Here is a 19,325-nt window from a genome sequence, read left to right as displayed (position 1 = left end):
AGTTATATAATTAGGTAGCTATATAGTGCCACAACAAATTTGATTTTGAAGGGGTACATGACTAAGATTTCATGCTATATTTTCATTAGATTACAATAAAATAGGACGACTTCATGGCGCTACCTTATCATTTGGCACAAGACGAGACCATTCAATGGTTCCTCAACCATTGTCAAAGACGTCGCTTCCCAGCGAAAAGCACTCTGATTTATGCCGGCGATTCGTCAAATACCCTTTATTTCCTGCTTGAAGGCTCTGTTACCGTATTGATTGAAGACGACGAAGGTCGTGAGTTGGTACTTGCTTATCTTAACCCTGGTGATTTCTTTGGTGAGATGGGTCTGTTCACCGATGATCATGACCGCACTGCCTGGGTTCGTACAAAGTCTGAATGTGAAGTAGCTGAAATCAGCTATGATAAATTCCGCCAGCTGACTCGTGAAAACCCAGACGTACTATTCCGTTTGGCCACTCAGTTAGCAACTCGTCTGCGTAAAACCAGCCGTAAAGTTGGCGATTTGGCATTCCTGGATGTGACAGGTCGTGTGGCACATGCGCTACTTGAGTTGGCAAAAGAGCCAGATGCCATGACCCATCCTGATGGTATGCAAATTAAAGTTACTCGTCAGGAACTAAGCCGTATTGTTGGCTGTTCTCGTGAAATGGTCGGACGCGTACTTAAAGCGTTGGAAGAAGAAGGCCATATTCATGTAAAAGGTAAGACAATGGTGATCTTCGGAGCCCGCTAGTTTTACTGGTTAGTTATGATTAGAAAGCCATGTGGAAACACATGGCTTTTTTTTGTTGGTTTTTCCTTAATTCCTATATTCCAAAACAAAATTCTTCAACATCTGGTGGCCGTGCTGGCTCATAATCGACTCAGGATGGAACTGCACGCCTTCCAATTTCAGACTTCGGTGCTTGATGCCCATAATGTACTCGAGTTCGCCTTCTTCATCTTCTGTCCAGGCAGTGACTTCAAACTCTTGCGGTAGACTGTCGTTATCAACCACTAAGGAATGATAGCGCGTTGCTTCTATCGGATTGGGCAGGTCTTTAAATACGCCTTTATTGGCATGATGAATCTCAGAGGTTTTTCCATGCATAACTTGCTTAGCACGGACAATTTTCCCACCAAACACCTGTGCCATCGCCTGATGGCCTAAACAGACTCCAAGAATAGGATAGTCATGTGCCAGCTCCTCAATCACTGCTAGTGAAATTCCAGATTCGTTTGGCGTTGCAGGACCTGGTGAAATGACGATGTAGTCTGGATTGATTTCTTGAGCTTCTTTGACCGTTAACTCATCGTTGCGTTTAACTAATACATCCAAACCCAAATCGGCAAAATACTGAACCAGGTTATAAGTAAATGAATCGTAGTTGTCGATCATGAGCAAACGTTTATGCTTGCCGACCATAGGTTTTGGAGCTTTGATGAAATAGGCGCCAATGGCAAATGCGACACTTAATATCAGCAGAATGATGAAGCCAATATGGTTCGAGACATAGTTAGTCGATCCGGCATAGGCTTCTGTTTTAGAACAATAATGCTGGTCGTAGAAATAACTACCACCAGCTTCGTTACATGCATCAATTGCTGCCTGATCAGCAATATAGTGGCCGATAAATGCTGCCACCACCAGTGCTACTAATACCCACCAAACTTTTCTCATAGTTTCAACCTAACAAGCTAAAGAGCAACTTTCAAACTGGACTATTATCCTAGGCGCCCTTTGGCAGCATTATCTTTCATGCTATGAATCACCTTGGCGTAATCATCCGCGTTAAAAACGGCTGAGCCGGCAACAAATGTATCTGCTCCACAAGCCGCAATTTCTTCGATATTATCGACCTTAACTCCTCCATCGATTTCCAAGCGAATATCCAGCCCACGCTCATCAATTAATCGGCGTACCTGTTGGCACTTCTGTAAGGTATGTGGAATAAAGCTTTGACCACCAAAGCCCGGATTAACGGACATCAACAAGACCATATCGAGTTTATCGATCACATAATCCAAAACGCTCAATGGGGTTGCTGGATTCAGGACTATTCCTGCTTTACAGCCCTCTTCTTTAATGAGGCTTATGGTGCGGTCAACATGCTTAGAGGCTTCCGGATGGAAAGTAATATAGCTAGCGCCAGCTTTGGCAAAGTCAGGAATAATTCTATCGACAGGCTCTACCATCAGGTGCACATCAATTGGTGCCTTGATACCATAGTTTCTTAACGCTTCACAAACCATCGGGCCAATCGTTAGGTTTGGCACATAATGATTGTCCATTACATCAAAATGAACCCAGTCGGCTCCGGCTTTTAATACATTCTCAACTTCTTCGCCAAGACGGGCAAAATCGGCAGACAAAATAGATGGGGCAATGACGATATCTTGCATAACAGCACTTATTGATTGGATTTAAGGCATTGTAACCAAACTTGAATTTTAGTGCTAATGAAGACTGGTCAAGAGGGTGCTACCTGCCCATGGGAATGAACAGGTAGCGAGGGGTTGGCCTTTATGACCTAACTTAAGACACTTTTAAATATTAAATTTAGGCAGCTTTAATGCCCGATTTTTGCACCAGTGCTTTTTCAACCTGATTCCAAAGAGCATCTCGCATCTGTAAGCACTCTTCACCCACTGTTATTGCTCGCTGCCACTTGTCCTTGTCGTCACCGCAGATAGCCTGTAAGCACTTTTCAGCCAGTGGGCCATGCTCATCACCATCAAGCTCAATATGACGTTCAAGATAATAGATTAAGGTTGGGCAGTCAGCGTTCTCTCTAATCAGCGCATCTTTAATGCCGGTAAACATTTCAGGAATCAATTTTTCCCGTCCATACAGGAAGGCCGCCGCCACTTCTTCATCGGTTCCCTCTTTGGCTAATTTCAAGTTGTATTCGACAAACTCACGGGCACCTTCTGGAATAAGGCTGGTATCCAATGAGGCAACAAATTGCTGTACTTTAGATACATCCGCTCCAACTTCCTGCATGGCTTCGATATATAGAGAATAGTGGCTGATTGGATGTCCGTTCTGGTCGAGGTCGCTTTCTTCGCCAATCACAATTTCATTGATGAATCGCACGACCTCGGTAGGATAACTTGATTCCCGCCACGGAATATCAACGCAGGTTAAACGACGTTGCAGGGCTTTCAGTAAGGTCATGAAATCCCATACGGCATAGACGTGATATTCCATAAATGTGCGAATATTGTCCGTTGAGTTTAATAGTCCATAGGCTTTATGGTGGGATAAGGCCTGCTTTAATGGTGAGAGCTTTTGTTCAATCATAATTTCCGTCCTTCGTTCAGCTATATTGTTTTAAAAATCTTTTACCTTATCTGACATTCGAAAAATGCAGATATGCATTAACTGCTTCTTTTTATTACAGTTTTTCTATGCCCCTCTAAATAATCATACCCTCGTTAAAATAACCATATGTACCAAAGGGTTATTTGCAGGGTTTATGAAATGGTTATCACTTTTGGCTGCGTTTTTAACAAAATTGTTATAAATCCTGCATAAAAAATACTTTTTTAATCGATGCATTTCTGCATTGACGCAGTGGTCATTTTTGCATTCTAAGCTATTGATATATATCAATAATTAGTGTCTACTAGAGAGATTATAAAGATAAAATTTTTGTTTCTACTTTTTACATATAGCTGAGGAGTCGCACCATGTTTGGTTTTATTAAAAACTTTTTTCGTGATCGGCCAGAAAACATCGATACACGTGAGCCAAACCCAATCCAAGAAGTTGATTTCACCAAGAAGCGTAATCACTACGGCATCAGTTATGATCCACATCTGATTGATAATCTCAAAGGTGATCATAATCACTTGGTAGCACTTTATGGTCGTATCTGGTCAGAAGGCTTTGAAGCGAATGACCGTCAAAAGCTTGCCGATCTGGTCACCCAGTTCAAACGTGATTTTCAGGCTCACCTGCTAAAAGAAAACGTGAAGTTTTATGTTTATCTCGAACAGAAATTGTCTGATGATTCTTCCAGCATGGATCTGGTTAAAGATTTCCGTAATGAGATGAATGATATTGCTCAGGCAGTTATACGATTCTGTAAAACTTATTCAAAACCGATTATCACAGCCGAACAGAAAGAGTCATTTAAAAAGGACTTTGAGACCGTAGGTAAGGTCCTGACTCATCGTGTGTCGTTAGAAGAGAACGAGCTGTACACACTTTACCAGCCTAACTAAGTTTTTTATTTGCTTCACTTCCCTTGAAGCACCTGACTAAGCTCCCAACGAGGTCAGGTGCTATTTTTTTACGTAACCCCCTAGAACCTCAAGGCGCTATTTTAGCCAGCCTCTGGAACAGAATAGCTAACACCAGAGCCATTACAATCGAGGTGCTGTCAGGCTGCTTACCGGCGATAAAGAATTGAAGTGCTGTTACACCTATCACGAACACCGTCAGTACGGTACCTGCTGCTCTGTAGCTTGATAGCCACTTACCAAGAAAATAACCGAAGGAAGCCAGTAGCAAGGATTCGCGCAACAAGGCACTGAGATTATTCCAGGTACTTCCGGTCATGAAGTTATCAAACGGCATCCACTCAAAGCTGTTAATGGAACTTTGCCAATGCCAAGGGAAAAGATTCTGCCAGACAAACAAAGTTGCCGCACCTATTGTTATCAGCATTACCTTTACCGAATGACCTAGATAGGCATGTAGCAATATCGCTAGCGGTACCGCGCTGATTTCACTCCAACCTAGCTGGCTGCGATACATGGCAAGTTTAATGATCAGGACAAACAGGGTAATGCCAATAATGACAGTCATGCTGTATTTCTTGGCTACCACCCGTTCCAGCACATAATAAAATACCATCCAGAATAAAATTCGTTCCAACCATATAACCAAGGACCAGCCACTGCTGACAATATGGCTCAAACCATCACCAAACTGTTTCCCTTCAAATACTGGAATATAAGGAAAGAACTGCCAGGCCAGCCATAAAACCAATACCAATAAAGCAGGTGTTAGCTGGAACCTTAATCCCCTTGGAATTAAGCGCTGTACCCTCTGGCTGTTGGTAAACCCAGCCAGCGCAAAACCAATTAGAATCCCTATCGAATTGGTCAAAGCATCGGCCGCTTCAGGAATTCTGGAAGGTAAATAAAATTGTAGAATTTGCAGGAACAGTGCAAATAAGAAACCACCGATAAAGGTCAGAATAATCCACATTAACGGCCAACGTCGATTTTCTTCTTTGATGGTTAGAGCGCCAAAAAATCCATAGGGGATAAAAAGCAGGATATTGGCAATCAGGTCACTGCGAATGGTTCTATGGTGCCAGCTGAAAAGCCACTGCGAAAAGTCATCTGGTAGATCGCGGCTCAGTCCAAAATCAAATGGATACAGAGAACCGTAGGTGATGAATAAAATGACGATGTACCAAATTAACCGCATAAAACCCTTTTCTTTTAACCTTTTCTTTTTCTAATGTCGTTAACTGCTCAACCTGCTGCTGAGCCTATCTTTTAATGTTTGTACGGATGGTGGCATCCATGTGCGTCAATTGCTGACGTAATTCATTGAAAAAGCTACAATAGCGGCATTCTTTTCAATAGGAACAATCATGTATTGCCAGCTTGACGCCATTGTAACTGCAAGCCAGCAAAAATTCGCGGACAAAGTCGCGATTGATGATAACAAACGTCAATTGACCTATACCGAACTTGAGCAGGCCATTAATCGTGTGGCTCATACCTTCATTGATATGGGGTTAAAGCCGGGGCAGCGCATTGCAGTCTATCTGCCAAAGCAGATCGAGACGGTCATCAGCATTCTGGCTGCCAGCCGAGCAGGCCTGGTCTTCGTTCCTGTTAATCCGGTTCTTAAAGCTGCCCAGGTGGCTTATATCCTTAACGACTGCAATGTTAAGTTGCTTATCACCAGCCAACAAAGAGCCTCATTGATTGCTGATGCCCTGCAGCCATTAGCAAATCTTAAGCATATACTTCTAGTCGATAAACCACTGGAAAGCGATCAACTTGAGCTTGAGCAGCACCTCTGGCCAGAAATACCAACAAATAATGTTGTAGCCCCAGATATCTCGGTTATCGATCAAAATCTGGCAGCAATCCTCTATACATCTGGTTCAACGGGCCAACCGAAAGGGGTTTGTCTGTCCCACCGAAACCTGATTGCAGGCGCTCAGAGCGTCAGTCAGTACTTACATAATTCACCTGAAGATAAAATTCTAGCGGTTCTACCTTTAAGTTTTGATTATGGCTTGAGCCAGATCACCACCGCCCTGCTGGTCGGTGCGACCGTGGTCTTAATGGAATACCTGTTGCCCCGTGACGTCATTCGTCAGGTTGCCAAACATCAAATTACCGGACTTGCAGCTGTGCCCCCGTTGTGGATTCAATTGGCCAAACTGGAATGGCCCGAAGAAGCTCGCTGTCTGCGTTACTTCACTAACAGCGGAGGCGCTATGCCAACTTCGACCTTACAGCAATTAAGGTCACACTTATCCAATGCTTCGCCCTATCTGATGTATGGCCTGACCGAAGCATTCCGCTCAACCTATCTTGAACCTGCTTATATCGATTCACACCCTGACTCGATTGGTAAAGCTATTCCCAACGCAGAAGTTATGGTGCTTAGGCCCGATGGAACAGAGTGCGATGTGGACGAACCAGGGGAGCTGGTACATCGTGGTGTTCATGTCAGTCTCGGTTACTGGAATGCACCAGAAAAGACTGCCGAGCGCTTCAAACCGATTGGAAGTACAGCAAATTACCTGCCTGAATTGGCAGTCTGGTCTGGTGATACCGTTCGTCGGGATAGTGATGGTTTTCTTTATTTTATCGGTCGCCAGGACGATATGATAAAATGCTCAGGATATCGCATCAGTCCGGCCGAGCTTGAAGAGGCACTTTATCAGCTGGATGGTGTTGCAGAAGTTATTGCCTTTGGTTTAGCTGACGAAGAACTCGGACAGGCAATCAAGTTAGTCATTAGAACTGATAGCGAACTGACGGAGCAGGATGTTAAGCGCTACTGTCAGCAACAGCTGCCAAATTACATGCAACCTAAGTACATTGTCTTTGTCGATCATTTGCCGCGTAATCCGAATGGCAAAATTGATCGTAAACAATTACAAATTGAACACAGCAGCTCAAGTGGCCCGATGGCTAGCTAATCACTTTAAGGACCCTTTACATGAGTCTTAAAACGCACGTAGATATGAGTCAATTTGATAGCCGCGAGAACCAATTGGTTATTGCCGGTCATTCCATTGATCAGGTCGCTGCCATTGCTGGGCAAACCCCCTTTTATGTTTATGATCGTGCTGTTATAAATCAAAACGTCGAAACTCTTCGCCACTATTTTCCAAAAGTCAGTTTGCATTACGCTATCAAAGCTAATCCGATGCCCGCTGTGGTTCACTATTTGTCAAACCAGGTCGATGGTCTTGATGTGGCGTCTGCGAAAGAGCTCCATATTGCGTTATCTACAGGTATATCACCTGGTAAAGTAAGCTTTGCGGGACCAGGCAAGTCTGAACAAGAATTGAGCATGGCAATTGCTGCAGGCATTACTATCAATGTTGAGTCCATCACCGAGCTCCAACGTATCAGGGCTATTGCCGAAAGTAACGACACAACAGCTAACGTCGCATTGCGTCTAAACCCGGACTTTGAACTCAAATCCTCAGGCATGAAGATGGGTGGGGGATCGCAACAGTTTGGCATCGACGTCGAACAGCTTGAGCAGGTTTTTGATCTGCTGAAACATCCCAAACTCCAGTTCATGGGTTTGCATATTTTTACAGGTTCGCAAAACCTTAACTCAGGCTCAATCATTACTGCACACAACAGCATTTTTGCTCTGGTTGATCGGTTACAGCAGGAGTATCGCTTCTCGCTGAAACATCTGAATATTGGCGGCGGTTTTGGTATTCCCTACTTCCCTGGCGATCAACTGCTAGATCTCGAACCAATTGCTGACAACCTTAATCACCTTATTACCGAGCATCAAAAACTTCTTGCTGATTGCGAACTCATTTTAGAGCTTGGTCGTTACCTGGTGGGCAATGCTGGTGTATATGTGTGTCAGATTACCGATAAAAAGACTTCACGCGACCAAACCTATCTCATTTGTAATGGCGGTCTGCATCATCATCTTGCTGCATCCGGTAATTTTGGCCAGGTCATCCGTAAAAATTATCCTGTTGCAATCGCCAATCGTATGCAACAATCTGAAACCGAGCTGGTGAACATCGTCGGTCCATTGTGTACACCACTTGATATCCTTGCCAATAAGATGGAACTCCCGAAGGCAGAAATTGGTGACTGGGTGGCAGTTTTTCAGTCCGGCGCCTACGGCTTCACCGCCAGTCCACGCGATTTTTTAAGCCATCCGCACCCTATAGAGCTGCTGCTCTAACTGTATTAACGAATAGAGATATTTATGTCGATTTCATCTTCCTTAAAAAACCTGACCGTTTCACTGTTGCGTCTACCTTTGAAGTTATTGGTTCGCGAACAGGGTGCGCCATCTGATCCTAAAAAAGAATTTGAACTTAATAATGATGATCACATTATTTATGTTTTAAGAACTCAATCGATGACCGCCATTGAACTGTTGCGTCGTCAAGCATCACAGCTTGAGCTTCCTTCTGCCCGCGCAACAGATAAAAAACTAGCTGTTCCTGAGTCAGGCAGTTGTTTATTCTTAAATACTCGTCCTGGAATTATTCGTCGCAGTAAGGTTAATGCTGCACATAAACAGTCATTAGCAAAATTAGTTCAGGCTCAAAAAGTTAATCCAGAAAAATCATTTAAACTGGTGCCTGTTTCGATTTACTGGGGGCGCAACCCGGGCAAGGAAAATTCTTTCCTTCGCTACTTCATGTCCAATGTTGAACAATCTGGGCGTATTGCCAAATTCTTCATTTTGTTGTTCTTGGGTCGTCAATGCCTTGTCCAATATGGCGAACCTATCGCGCTTAACTCATCTGAAGTGAATCTCGATAATCCTGCTGAAAAAACAGCTCATAAAATCAGTCGTATTTTGCGTGTTCACTTTAACCGTCAATGGGTAGCTACTGTCGGGCCACGCACTCAGAATCGTCGTGACCTTATAGACGGAATTGTAGCTTCTGATTTGGTACAAGATGCACTTGAACGCGAAATGCGTAAAACTGGAAAATCTCGTTCACAGATTGAAAAACAGGCAGGTAAATACGTAAAAGAGATTGCAGCTAACTTCAGTCCTCGCATGATCCGTTTCTTATCAACCACCCTGACGCGATTATGGAATAAGATTTACGCTGGTATTGAGGTCAACAACCTTAAAGAAGTGCGCCAGCTAGCCAAAGATTATGAACTGGTTTACGTACCCTGCCACCGCAGTCATGCCGATTATTTATTACTCTCTTATCAGCTTTATCATGAAGGACTTGTGCCACCTCATATTGCCGCCGGTATTAACTTAAACTTCTGGCCGATTGGGTCTGTGCTACGTCGTGGTGGTGCTTTCTTCCTGCGTCGTAGCTTCCGTGGCAATAAATTGTATACCGCTGTTTTCAATGAATATCTATACCGTCTATTTAATAAAGGTATTCCCGTCGAATATTTTCAGGAAGGTGGTCGTAGCCGTACTGGTCGATTGTTGACTCCAAAAACCGGAATGCTGGCCATGACCGTGCAAAGCATGTTACGGGGTGTGCGTCGTCCAATCGTATTTGTTCCTGTTTACATTGGTTATGAGCGTATGTTCGAAGGTAAAAGCTATGTCGGCGAATTACGCGGTCATGCCAAGAAACAGGAATCTGTTGGCCAGTTGCTTGGCGTTCGCAAAGCACTGAAAAGATTCTACGGCAAGGTCTATCTTAACTTTGGCCAACCCCTGGCGCTTGAAGATTACCTTAAACAACAACAGATTGACTGGAATGAATTTCAGGGTCAGGCTCAGGCTCGCCCTGATTGGTTATCTAATTTCGTGGTTGATTTGGGCGATGAAATTAATCGTCGTATTAATGCCGCAGTAAGTCTTAATAGTGTCTGTCTGGTCAGCCTGTCTTTACTGGCTACTCCTCGTCTTGCCATGGACAAACAAGAACTAATCGCACACTTAGACCTTCTGATGACCTTGGCACGTCAGGCACCTTACAGTGATCACATCAATATTCCCGAAGAAAGTGGTGAGGAACTATTAGAGACTGCACAAAAGCTTGGCATGGTTCAGGAAATCAATGATCCCGCCGGTGATGTCATTTCCATTGAAGGGGATGAAGCGATACTGTCCACTTACTACAGTAACAATATTCTCCATGTTTTCGCGCTGCCATCTTTGATTGCCTCTATCTTCCAGCGCCACGATGATGTTACTCACGAACACATCATCAATGCCGTCAAGACCGTCTATCCTTTCCTTCACCAGGAACTGTATGTTCGCTGGAACATAGAAGAACTCGATCAACGTGCAGAACAACTGATTCAGACCATGCTTGATAATAAACTTTTATTGAAGAGAGGCGATGAGTACGTTCCGGCAGACAGCGAAGCACCACAATGGTCTCGTCTGATGTTGTTAGCCCAGGCTGTTCAACCTGCTCTTCAGCGATATGCTATGAGTTTAACTATTTTGTTCAGCCTCAAACCGGAACAAGTTATTCATCGCGCAGAGCTTGAACAGGAAAGCCAGAAACTGGCACAACGTATTGCTGCTCTTTATGGTATCAATGCACCGGAATTCTTTGATAAAAACTTGTTTAAAACTCAGGTTAAGGTTTTGAAAGAACAGGGTTGGGTTGAACACAGAGAAGGAATTGGTATGCGAGCCACTAAAAGCTGTGACGACCTTTATCAAAGTATTTTAAGCATGCTGAGTGTCCCTGTTCAGCAAGGTCTACAGCAGGCTGCCCGTAGTTTACGCCAGCAAGCCCGCGATCAGATTCTGCTTGTCGATGAAAACTCACCCAAACTGGAAGTGCAGGACGATTCCCAAAAAGAGGATTAATCCAACATAATTATTATTTAAGAAGGCGTTGAAGCATTCCTGACGATCACGGGTGCGACAACGCCACATCTGAACCGCAACCAACAACACAGCTACAACCCAACTACTGTAATAATAGATTCCGAACTCCAGCTGCTCTCCAACCAGATACATGCCTGTCAGGAACAATGCCTGTATAACACCCACCATCACCAGATCCATTTCACCAAACAATATCGCGGTAGACTTTAAACCCAGTCGCAAATCATCCTCGCGGTCGACCATGCCATACAGAGTGTCATATGCTAGAACCCACAATACTGTAGAGGTATAGATAACCCAGACAATTAAAGGCATCTCATTCTGAATAGCAGCAAACGCCATTGGAATTGACCAGGCAAAAGCGGCGCCCAGAATTACCTGTGGGAAATAAGTATAACGCTTCATGAAAGGGTAAGTTGCTGCCAGACCTATAGCTACAAAACTCAGACTAACCGCAAACCAGTTCAAGGTTAAAGCTAATGCAAATGCTATCAACACCAGCAGTAAAAACAAGCTCATAGCTTCACGTGGCGATACCCTATTCTGCGCCAATGGTCTATTCCGAGTTCGCTCCACATGCGCATCAAAATCGCGGTCAGCATAATCATTGATCACACAACCCGCCGAGCGCATTAAAAATACACCCAGACAGAACACCAGCAAAATCCATAAAGGTGGTAAACCCTCAGCCGCAATCCACAAAGCCCACAAAGTTGGCCATAACAGCAAAAAAGTCCCTATGGGCTTATCCAACCGCATCAATAGCGAATACTGACGCCACTTATCTTTATTCAATTTCATCCCCTTTTATAAGTGCATTAACCTATAAAATTTTTGTATTCAACTAACCATCTTGCCTCGGGAAAGTCCCATTTGAATTGAGCTGAGGAACTGTTTGGTCATAGTAATTTGAATCAGGACGATTCAAATAGCGAAATTCGGGCCAGGGATGGAACGTATTTCGCGGTACGTTATGAACAAACCGTTTCGAAGGTAATCATTCGAAGAATGATCTCAATTCACGGGTGCGCTTCTTTTTGCCTTCTTTTTCTTGCGCACACAAGAAAAAGAAGGTCGCCGAGGGGCGAAAATTATCTCAACCTTTGATCGAAACACTAATTAAAACAACACACACAATGCTATCGATACAAAGGCGCATCCGGCAAAAAAACCTCACACACCAACATCCCATCATTGCTATCTTTTTTCTTCCAAAGTGAACGTCTTGCCCACAATGTTGGTTGCTCTCCATTTACTAACATGTTTTCTTTTTCTAAATAACTGCTAGCACTTTGATATAGCGGATTGGATTCTTCCAGCTGGCACACCTGCAAAAACTGCCGTCTTAACTCCTCGTCAGAAAACAATATGCTACCCAATGGCTTATTGCCGAGTCTTTCAATTAAGTGTTTGCTGGTAAAAGGCATGCAGGTTCGTGCAAATATCCAGGGTTTATCAGGACCAAAGAGCACGACTTCCCTTACCTGGCAACTTGCTTCTTTAGATTGCAATGCACTAGCTTCGTCTGCGGTTAAGATGCCGATTCCTTCATGCAACACATCAAGTTTCACCTGCTCCACATAGCGCGATAACTTTTCAGTTAAGGAACCAAATTCCGCCAGCCATTCTGCAATATAAAAAGGGAGCTCTTTTATTGCAGCATCATCTGCATTTTGCCAGTTATTAAAATTCATTAATTATCAGACTAAACTAAAGTAGAGTCATTGTACTGGATCTTAATCACATTACCCAAGGCCTAACCCCTCTTGCCGGCCAGAGCATCTTTGCACACGTCCTTTAACGCTTCCACGCTCGATAGTCGGGTGAAATTAGGGCGAATAATAAAGGCAATGCGTCTATGCGGGCCGGGTTCTTTCAGATGGACCGCTGTTAATTCCTTATTCTGTGAAATCAGCTGCTCCAATGCCATTTCAGGAATCAAAGTGGTTCCCAGCTTGCCCAGTACCATTTGAATCAGGGTATTCAAGCTGGTTGCCCCGAAGCCATGCTCGGTTTCTTCTTCACTTAATTTGCAGGCATCCAGAATATGGTCTTTAAGACAATGGCCTTCTTTCAACAACATTAGGTTGCTGTGCATCATTTCATCACTGGTGATTTCTTTCTGCTGACTGTATCTGTCGCCTTTAAGGGTTACCCAGAAAAAATCCTCCTGCCAGAACTCCAGGGTCAGTAAGCCTTCACATTCATAAGGTAAAGCAAGAATTGCGGTATCAAGCTCCCCTTTTCTGACCTTTTCCACTAGAACGTGCGACTGCTCTTCTACAATACGCAACTCTGCATTGGGGAAACGCTTATTCAGGGTCGGAAACATTTTGGGTAACAGATAGGGTGCTATGGTTGGGATGACTCCAACGGACAGTGGAAAACTCAATGGCTCTTTAAGGCTGGAGGACAGGTTCTGTAAAGAGTTCACCTGCGCCACAATCTCTGCTGCCCTTGCTAATACTTCTTGCCCTATGGGCGTTACCAGCACCTTTTTATTATCTCGTTCAAAGATCTGAACGCCCAGTTGCTCTTCCAGCTGGCTGAGCGCCGTACTTAATGCCGACTGACTGACATGGCATTTATCGGCAGCTTTCTTGAAATGAAGTGTTTCCGCTGCTGCCAGTGCATAGGTTAGCTGTTTGAAGGAAATCATAATGATATCTATTAGCCTTGATGTTCAATATTTTAGAACATAAATATCAAATTAATCAAATTTACTAATTTATCTGCAACCTCTAAAGTAGTCCCCGAAGTCAATTAAATACCTACTTATTAATACTATTAGGAGATCCTAACTATGGCACTTATTAACACTGAAATTAAACCATTCAAAGCAACTGCTTTTAAAAATGGTGAGTTTGTTGAAGTTTCTAACAAAGATATCGAAGGCAAATGGGCAGTATTTTTCTTCTACCCAGCTGACTTCACATTCGTATGTCCTACCGAGCTAGGCGACCTGGCTGATCATTACGAAGAACTGCAAAGCCGTGGCGTAGAAGTATTCTCAGTATCTACTGACACACACTTCACTCACAAAGCATGGCATGAAACTTCAGACACTATTGGCAAAATCAAATACGGAATGATCGGTGACCCAACAGGTGAAATCACTCGTAACTTTGACGTTATGCGTGAAGGCCAAGGCCTTGCCGACCGCGGTACATTCGTTGTTGATCCTGACGGCGTTATCCAAGTCATGGAAATCACTGCTGAAGGTGTTGGACGTGATGCTGAAGAGCTAGTACGTAAAATCAAAGCTGCTCAGTATGTACGCAATAACCCTGGTCAGGTTTGCCCAGCAGCCTGGAAAGAAGGTGAAGAAACACTTGCTCCTTCATTAGACCTGGTAGGCAAAATCTAAGACCGACTGTTTGCAGTCGTACTCTTAAGAATTGGCTGGCTTCGGCCAACCAGCTCTCCGGAGCTTGAGCATTTCTTCGTCCGCTTTTTCAGTGGCTGAGAAATAAACAATCAACGCAAGACAAAGGTGAATACCCCATGTTGAATAATCAAATTTTAGAAGCCTTAAAGGGCTATACCGCCAAGATGCAAAAGACGGTGACTTTCGTTTTGCAAACCGGTGAGCATTCAAAACGTAATGAACTTAAAGAATTCCTAACCAGCTTTGTCAGCGTCAGCGACAAACTGCAATTAGAAGAACGTGACCTGTCAGGTCAGGTTCGCAGTCCGATCAGCTTCATTCTTGAGGTAGACGGAAACGACACAGGCATCCGATTCTCAGGCATCCCATCTGGCCATGAGTTTAACTCTCTGGTGCTTGCTGTATTACAGGCAGCCGGAAGTCCGGTCAAGTTGGATGATTCCCTGAAAAAGATGGTGGCCAAAGTACAACAGGAAATGAATTTTGAGGTTTTCATCAGCCTCAGCTGCCATAACTGTCCTGATGTGGTTCAGGCGTTAAATCAGTTTGCGCTACTGAATCCAAACATTAAGACAGAAATGATTGATGGTGGCTTGTTCCAGGACATGATCAAAGAACGCGACATTCAAGGTGTCCCAAGTGTCTACATGAACGGTGAGCTGTTCGCTAACGGTAAAGTGACTGCCGCGGAACTGATTGATAAGTTGCTGGAAAAAGATCCGAGCATTGCCCAGGCTAATTCTGACGAGCAAATGCCTTTGCAGGACGTCGTTGTGATTGGTGGAGGCCCTGCAGGTGTTGGTGCCGCGATTTACAGCGCGCGCAAAGGCCTTAAGGTTACCCTGATTGCTGATCGCATCGGTGGTCAGGTCAAAGACACCATGGGTATCGAAAATCTGATTTCTGTGCCAAAAACGACAGGCCCTGAATTATCGGGTGCTTTACAACAGCACCTGAATGATTACGACGTTACTGTTAAAGAGCATCTACGTGTTACCGATATCGAACAAGGTGATATCAAAAGCGTGACTCTTTCGTCAGGAGAAGTGATTGACAGTAAAACGCTAATTATCGCTACTGGTGCTAAATGGCGTGAGCTAGGCATCCCCGGTGAAAAAGAAAACATCGGTAATGGAGTTGCCTACTGCCCTCACTGTGACGGCCCTTTCTTTAAAGGCAAAGATGTTGCCGTCATTGGCGGTGGTAACTCAGGCATCGAAGCGGCACTTGATTTGGCAGGCATCGTGAAGTCAGTCACTGTCTTCGAATTCATGCCCGAACTGAAAGCCGACAAGGTCCTGGTCGATCAGGCAGAAGCTCGTGACAACATCACCATTCTGCGCAATGTAGCGACGAAAGAGATTCATTCAGAAAATGGTAAAGTGTCTGCTATCGAGTATCAGGACAGAGCGACCGAAGCCTTGCATACACAAAAGTTAGACGGTGTGTTTGTGCAGATTGGACTGGTGCCGAACAGTAAGTTCCTGGGTGACCTAGTAGAGTTGAGCCGCTTCGGTGAGGTAGTGATCAACGAAAAATGCGAAACATCACAGCCGGGTATCTTTGCCTGTGGAGACGTAACTACTGTACCTTATAAACAAATCGTAGTGGCGATGGGCGAAGGATCCAAAGCCTCACTGGCATCTTTTGAATACCTGTTGGCTAACTCATCACGCCTTGAAAAGATGTATCAGGATCATCAGTCTAGCCAATCAGAAGCGGCATAAAACACCACTCTTGGTAGGGGCGGACCTATGTGTCCGCCCTACTTACTTTTTTGAGTCAACCTTTTGGTACGGACAAGTCATGACTTGTCCCTACAACCCCAATTGCAATCCTTCTTTGTTCGTGGCTTAATAATTCATATGCAAGGAGGTTTTTATGTCATTAGTGGTTGTCGAAACTTATCCCAACACCATGCAGGCACATATCGCCCGTGGCCTTCTTGAATCTCATGGCATCCAGGCCACAATCTTGCATGAGCACTCCCTTAGTACCTACTCTTTCACTATTGGTGAAGTACCGCTGATGGTTGATGAAGAAAATTATATTCGAGCTAGAGAGATATTAACGGACGAGTTGCCACCGGATCCTATCGAGAGCTTTTCTGCATAATGCAGTTAGGAATCTGTGGTTAATAGAGAATTATTTCTCTACCGGATTATTCAGTTTCCACAACTCAAAACCGCCATCCATGCTGTAGACTTCCTTAAAGCCATTAGCGGCAAAATATTGGGCCGCAGGTTGACTGCTGTTACCATGATAGCAAACCACAACTAGTGGTTTTTCTTTGTCAGATTCCTGAATAAACTCTGCGGCATTCTGGTTATTGATATTCTTTGACTTAGGCATATGTCCCGCGGCAAATGACTGCGGGTCGCGAATATCTGCTAGCAGAACTTCCTTGTTCTGCATCAGTTGTATGGTCTGCTCAATGCTGATTCTTTTAAACATATTCATCGCTAAAATGCTCGCGTTTTTGCCGTGATGTAACCTAACAGGCCGCCACTCAATAGTCCGACTAAGTGTGCAGCATTGGCGATGTTACCCAATAATCCAGTGAAGCCAAGTACCAGCCACAGCAACATAAACTGCATCAGACCCGGATGGACATGCACAGGGAAGAAAGGATCGAAACGACGGCGTATAAAGTTAAAGCCTAACAGGCCATATACAACACCGGACATTCCGCCAAACAGATAAGACCTTCCTGAGCCAAAATAAACTGATGAGAAATACTCACCCACATTAGAGGCGACACCTGTAATGAGCACTATTACCAGTAAATACCAGGCACTTCGTGCTTTTTCAATTGAGCCACCCTGATCCCATAACCACATCATGTTAAACAATAAATGAATTGGGAAAGCACCGATCATAAAATGCAAAAAGATTGGAGTAATCAGTCGGTGAACTTCGCCTTGTAAAATAAGATTCCAGTTAAAGGCAAACCAGTAGGTGTATTCATTAGTCCCAGACATAGTCAAAATACTGACCAGAATAGAGATACCAACTAGGGTTTTGGTCATCCAGCCGGCTTGAGCCAGAAAATCTTTAAACATCGTTATCCTCGTATTGTCTTATCATGCCTATATGTGGGATACCATCTTCGAGATAGGGTTCCGTTACCGTGACAAAATCCAAACTGGAGTAGAAATCTTCGAGATAGTGCTGCGCACTAATTTTGATGTTTTTAGCAAAGTTCTGATCACTGTAACTCAACGCCAGTTGCATCATATCTCGCGCCAGACCTTTGCCTCGATAAGCACTTTCAGTACACACCCGCCCAATTGAAGCCAGCCCATGATACTGCTCCAGTGATTCAAATAACCGCAAATAGCCCACCAGCTTTCCATCATCGTAAGCCAGTAAGTGCATAGCAAGTTTATCCAGACCATCAAGATCCTGATAGGGACAATTCTGTTCCACACAAAAAACAGCAAGGCGAAGCTGTATCAGGTCATACAACTCCTTCTTGGATAAACCGTTCCAACTTCGCCAGCGAATACTTATACCCAAAGTCACCTCAATTTTTGTAAGTTTACTCGGCCATCATCAGTAAGCACATCTTAGATCCCCTTTATATTGAGCTGAGGAGATCTCAAGTCATAGCAATCAAAATCTTGGATGATTTTGATAGTAAAATTCAGGCCAAGGAAGGCCTGTATTTTATGGTGCGTTAAGTGGCTTGAGAGCTACGAAGGCAGTCATTCGCAGAATGGCCTCAATATCGGGGTGGCCTTCTTTTGGTTACTTTTCTTGGCCACGCAAGAAAAGTAACTCGCTGAGTAGCGAAAACATTGGTCAGAGTTTTCCTACGCACTATTCCATATCTACATTATCACAAAATAAAACTATACTAATCTAATCCCAACTCAAAACCACTTTGCCTGACTGACCACTGGCCATGGTTTCGAAGCCTGTTTCAAAGTCGTCAATGTTAAAGCGATGAGTAATGATAGGAGAGACATCCAGACCAGACTGCAACATAGCGATCATCTTATACCAAGTCTCATACATTTCACGGCCATAAATGCCTTTGATGATGAGGCCTTTGAAAATGACCTGATTCCAGTCAATCGCCAGATCACTTGACGGAATACCCAGCATGGCAATCTTGCCGCCATGATTAATGGTTTGTAGCATTGAGCGGAAAGCTGACGGCACGCCTGACATTTCCATACCCACATCAAAACCTTCTTTCATGCCGATTTCTTTCATGACATCTTCGAGCTTTTCCTGGCTAACATTAACGGTACGGGTTGCGCCCATCTGCTTTGCCAAGTCCAGGCGGTAGTCATTGATATCGGTAATCACCACATGACGTGCACCAGCGTGGCGAGCAATTGCTGCCGCCATAATGCCGATTGGGCCTGCGCCAGTAATTAGTACATCTTCCCCGACCAGATCAAATGATAATGCTGTGTGCGCTGCGTTACCAAGTGGATCGAGAATGGATGCCACTTCATCCGAAATGTCATCTGGAATCTTGTAGGCATTTTCTGCGGGAATAACCAGATACTCACCAAAAGCTCCCGGACGATTAACACCGACGCCCACTGTGTTTCGACATAGGTGACGTCGCCCTGCGCGACAGTTACGGCAGACGCCACAGGTGATATGGCCTTCGCCAGACACGCGATCGCCAACGTTAAAACCCTTAACTTCCTGGCCCACTTCTTCGATCACACCCACGTATTCGTGGCCAACCGTCATCGGCACCGGAATGGTATTCTGTGCCCACTCATCCCAGTGATAAATGTGCATGTCGGTACCGCAGATTGCGGTTTTCTTAATCTTGATTAATACGTCGTTATGGCCCAACTCAGGTCTGGGCTGATCGACCATCCAAATACCTTTTTCAGATTTGGCTTTGCTTAATGTTTTCATTCAATCTACCCCAAGCAAAA

Annotated in this window: 19 protein-coding genes; 8 read left to right on the top strand and 11 right to left on the bottom strand. The window is 44.3% G+C overall.

Going from position 1 to position 19,325, the window contains the following annotated elements; all coding sequences use genetic code 11:
* Positions 1-113 precede the first annotated feature (113 nt).
* A complete protein-coding gene (gene crp / locus CW740_RS00510) occupies positions 114-749 on the top strand; it encodes a cAMP-activated global transcriptional regulator CRP (protein ID WP_018623521.1) in 636 nt (211 codons plus the stop codon).
* A 66-nt stretch (positions 750-815) separates the two neighbouring features.
* On the opposite strand, the gene CW740_RS00505 is transcribed toward crp, so the two are convergent.
* The 3 genes from CW740_RS00505 to CW740_RS00495 all read right to left on the bottom strand — a co-directional run bounded on the left by CW740_RS00505 (position 816) and on the right by CW740_RS00495 (position 3,299).
* Positions 816-1,421: an anthranilate synthase component II gene (locus tag CW740_RS00505; protein ID WP_106647961.1), complete on the bottom strand. Its 606-nt coding sequence runs from the start codon at positions 1,419-1,421 to the stop codon at positions 816-818.
* 299 nt (positions 1,422-1,720) lie between these two features.
* Positions 1,721-2,398: a ribulose-phosphate 3-epimerase gene (gene rpe, locus CW740_RS00500; RefSeq protein WP_106645717.1), complete on the bottom strand. Its 678-nt coding sequence runs from the start codon at positions 2,396-2,398 to the stop codon at positions 1,721-1,723.
* A gap of 157 nt (positions 2,399-2,555) precedes the next feature.
* The gene (locus CW740_RS00495) at positions 2,556-3,299 is read right to left on the bottom strand and encodes a DUF3050 domain-containing protein (protein WP_106645716.1); all 744 of its coding nucleotides are present in this window, start codon (positions 3,297-3,299) and stop codon (positions 2,556-2,558) included.
* Positions 3,300-3,688: 389 nt separating this feature from the next.
* Here CW740_RS00495 and CW740_RS00490 point away from each other — a divergent pair, with 389 nt between their 5' ends.
* Complete coding sequence (locus tag CW740_RS00490; protein WP_106645715.1) at positions 3,689-4,225, top strand: hemerythrin domain-containing protein; 537 nt, start codon at positions 3,689-3,691, stop codon at positions 4,223-4,225.
* An 88-nt stretch (positions 4,226-4,313) separates the two neighbouring features.
* On the opposite strand, the gene CW740_RS00485 is transcribed toward CW740_RS00490, so the two are convergent.
* Complete coding sequence (locus CW740_RS00485) at positions 4,314-5,441, bottom strand: VanZ family protein (RefSeq protein ID WP_106645714.1); 1,128 nt, start codon at positions 5,439-5,441, stop codon at positions 4,314-4,316.
* A gap of 169 nt (positions 5,442-5,610) precedes the next feature.
* Between CW740_RS00485 and CW740_RS00480 the strand changes: the two genes are divergently transcribed.
* From CW740_RS00480 to plsB, 3 genes are read left to right on the top strand one after another with little or no spacing between them, the layout of a single operon-like run.
* On the top strand, positions 5,611-7,182 hold the full coding sequence (locus tag CW740_RS00480) for an acyl-CoA ligase (AMP-forming), exosortase A system-associated (protein ID WP_106645713.1): 1,572 nt from the start codon (positions 5,611-5,613) through the stop codon (positions 7,180-7,182).
* Positions 7,183-7,202: 20 nt separating this feature from the next.
* Positions 7,203-8,429: a pyridoxal-dependent decarboxylase, exosortase A system-associated gene (locus tag CW740_RS00475; protein WP_198555366.1), complete on the top strand. Its 1,227-nt coding sequence runs from the start codon at positions 7,203-7,205 to the stop codon at positions 8,427-8,429.
* Between the two features lie 24 nt (positions 8,430-8,453).
* The gene (gene plsB, locus CW740_RS00470) at positions 8,454-11,006 is read left to right on the top strand and encodes a glycerol-3-phosphate 1-O-acyltransferase PlsB (RefSeq protein ID WP_106645712.1); all 2,553 of its coding nucleotides are present in this window, start codon (positions 8,454-8,456) and stop codon (positions 11,004-11,006) included.
* On the opposite strand, the gene ubiA is transcribed toward plsB, so the two are convergent.
* From ubiA to CW740_RS00455, 3 genes are all read right to left on the bottom strand, one after another.
* A complete protein-coding gene (gene ubiA / locus CW740_RS00465; protein WP_188459670.1) occupies positions 10,962-11,828 on the bottom strand; it encodes a 4-hydroxybenzoate octaprenyltransferase in 867 nt (288 codons plus the stop codon). The two genes, plsB and ubiA, sit on opposite strands and share 45 nt — an antisense overlap.
* Positions 11,829-12,166: 338 nt before the next feature.
* Positions 12,167-12,721 carry a chorismate--pyruvate lyase family protein gene (locus CW740_RS00460; protein ID WP_106645710.1) on the bottom strand — a complete coding sequence of 185 codons (555 nt, stop codon included), beginning with the start codon at positions 12,719-12,721 and terminating at the stop codon, positions 12,167-12,169.
* Between the two features lie 62 nt (positions 12,722-12,783).
* Positions 12,784-13,686 carry a hydrogen peroxide-inducible genes activator gene (locus CW740_RS00455; protein WP_106645709.1) on the bottom strand — a complete coding sequence of 301 codons (903 nt, stop codon included), beginning with the start codon at positions 13,684-13,686 and terminating at the stop codon, positions 12,784-12,786.
* 144 nt (positions 13,687-13,830) lie between these two features.
* Between CW740_RS00455 and ahpC the strand changes: the two genes are divergently transcribed.
* The 3 genes from ahpC (at position 13,831) to CW740_RS00440 (ending at position 16,530) form a co-directional block, all read left to right on the top strand.
* Positions 13,831-14,394, top strand: a complete 564-nt coding sequence (gene ahpC / locus CW740_RS00450) for an alkyl hydroperoxide reductase subunit C (RefSeq protein WP_106645708.1) — start codon at positions 13,831-13,833, stop codon at positions 14,392-14,394.
* 137 nt (positions 14,395-14,531) lie between these two features.
* Positions 14,532-16,142 carry an alkyl hydroperoxide reductase subunit F gene (ahpF, locus tag CW740_RS00445; protein WP_106645707.1) on the top strand — a complete coding sequence of 537 codons (1,611 nt, stop codon included), beginning with the start codon at positions 14,532-14,534 and terminating at the stop codon, positions 16,140-16,142.
* Positions 16,143-16,296: 154 nt separating this feature from the next.
* Positions 16,297-16,530, top strand: a complete 234-nt coding sequence (locus CW740_RS00440) for a putative signal transducing protein (protein ID WP_018623536.1) — start codon at positions 16,297-16,299, stop codon at positions 16,528-16,530.
* Positions 16,531-16,560: 30 nt separating this feature from the next.
* On the opposite strand, the gene glpE is transcribed toward CW740_RS00440, so the two are convergent.
* The 4 genes from glpE to tdh all read right to left on the bottom strand — a co-directional run bounded on the left by glpE (position 16,561) and on the right by tdh (position 19,305).
* Positions 16,561-16,875: a thiosulfate sulfurtransferase GlpE gene (gene glpE / locus CW740_RS00435; protein WP_106645706.1), complete on the bottom strand. Its 315-nt coding sequence runs from the start codon at positions 16,873-16,875 to the stop codon at positions 16,561-16,563.
* 2 nt (positions 16,876-16,877) lie between these two features.
* Positions 16,878-17,477, bottom strand: coding sequence for a rhomboid family intramembrane serine protease (locus tag CW740_RS00430; protein WP_106645705.1), 600 nt, complete (start codon positions 17,475-17,477; stop codon positions 16,878-16,880).
* Positions 17,470-17,934 (bottom strand): GNAT family N-acetyltransferase, encoded by a 465-nt coding sequence (locus CW740_RS00425; RefSeq protein WP_106645704.1) that lies wholly within the window; start codon positions 17,932-17,934, stop codon positions 17,470-17,472. The genes CW740_RS00430 and CW740_RS00425 overlap by 8 nt, the downstream gene beginning before the upstream one ends.
* A gap of 345 nt (positions 17,935-18,279) precedes the next feature.
* Positions 18,280-19,305: an L-threonine 3-dehydrogenase gene (gene tdh / locus CW740_RS00420; RefSeq protein ID WP_106645703.1), complete on the bottom strand. Its 1,026-nt coding sequence runs from the start codon at positions 19,303-19,305 to the stop codon at positions 18,280-18,282.
* Positions 19,306-19,325 lie beyond the last annotated feature (20 nt).

Source organism: Kangiella profundi, assembly GCF_002838765.1.
Lineage (GTDB): Bacteria > Pseudomonadota > Gammaproteobacteria > Enterobacterales > Kangiellaceae > Kangiella > Kangiella profundi.
Note: the sequence above shows the minus strand (reverse complement) of the source record. Positions and strands in the feature narration are given on the sequence as shown.

Coding starts and splice junctions, on each gene's coding strand:
- tdh (WP_106645703.1), bottom strand. CDS start 19,305: ATGAAAACATTAAGCAAAGCCAAATCTGAAAAAGGTATTTGGATGGTC.
- CW740_RS00480 (WP_106645713.1), top strand. CDS start 5,611: ATGTATTGCCAGCTTGACGCCATTGTAACTGCAAGCCAGCAAAAATTC.
- crp (WP_018623521.1), top strand. CDS start 114: ATGGCGCTACCTTATCATTTGGCACAAGACGAGACCATTCAATGGTTC.
- CW740_RS00505 (WP_106647961.1), bottom strand. CDS start 1,421: ATGGTCGGCAAGCATAAACGTTTGCTCATGATCGACAACTACGATTCA.
- CW740_RS00430 (WP_106645705.1), bottom strand. CDS start 17,477: ATGTTTAAAGATTTTCTGGCTCAAGCCGGCTGGATGACCAAAACCCTA.
- glpE (WP_106645706.1), bottom strand. CDS start 16,875: ATGAATATGTTTAAAAGAATCAGCATTGAGCAGACCATACAACTGATG.
- CW740_RS00440 (WP_018623536.1), top strand. CDS start 16,297: ATGTCATTAGTGGTTGTCGAAACTTATCCCAACACCATGCAGGCACAT.
- CW740_RS00490 (WP_106645715.1), top strand. CDS start 3,689: ATGTTTGGTTTTATTAAAAACTTTTTTCGTGATCGGCCAGAAAACATC.
- CW740_RS00475 (WP_198555366.1), top strand. CDS start 7,203: ATGAGTCTTAAAACGCACGTAGATATGAGTCAATTTGATAGCCGCGAG.
- CW740_RS00485 (WP_106645714.1), bottom strand. CDS start 5,441: ATGCGGTTAATTTGGTACATCGTCATTTTATTCATCACCTACGGTTCT.
- CW740_RS00460 (WP_106645710.1), bottom strand. CDS start 12,721: ATGAATTTTAATAACTGGCAAAATGCAGATGATGCTGCAATAAAAGAG.
- plsB (WP_106645712.1), top strand. CDS start 8,454: ATGTCGATTTCATCTTCCTTAAAAAACCTGACCGTTTCACTGTTGCGT.
- CW740_RS00455 (WP_106645709.1), bottom strand. CDS start 13,686: ATGATTTCCTTCAAACAGCTAACCTATGCACTGGCAGCAGCGGAAACA.
- ahpC (WP_106645708.1), top strand. CDS start 13,831: ATGGCACTTATTAACACTGAAATTAAACCATTCAAAGCAACTGCTTTT.
- CW740_RS00495 (WP_106645716.1), bottom strand. CDS start 3,299: ATGATTGAACAAAAGCTCTCACCATTAAAGCAGGCCTTATCCCACCAT.
- ahpF (WP_106645707.1), top strand. CDS start 14,532: ATGTTGAATAATCAAATTTTAGAAGCCTTAAAGGGCTATACCGCCAAG.
- rpe (WP_106645717.1), bottom strand. CDS start 2,398: ATGCAAGATATCGTCATTGCCCCATCTATTTTGTCTGCCGATTTTGCC.
- ubiA (WP_188459670.1), bottom strand. CDS start 11,828: ATGAAATTGAATAAAGATAAGTGGCGTCAGTATTCGCTATTGATGCGG.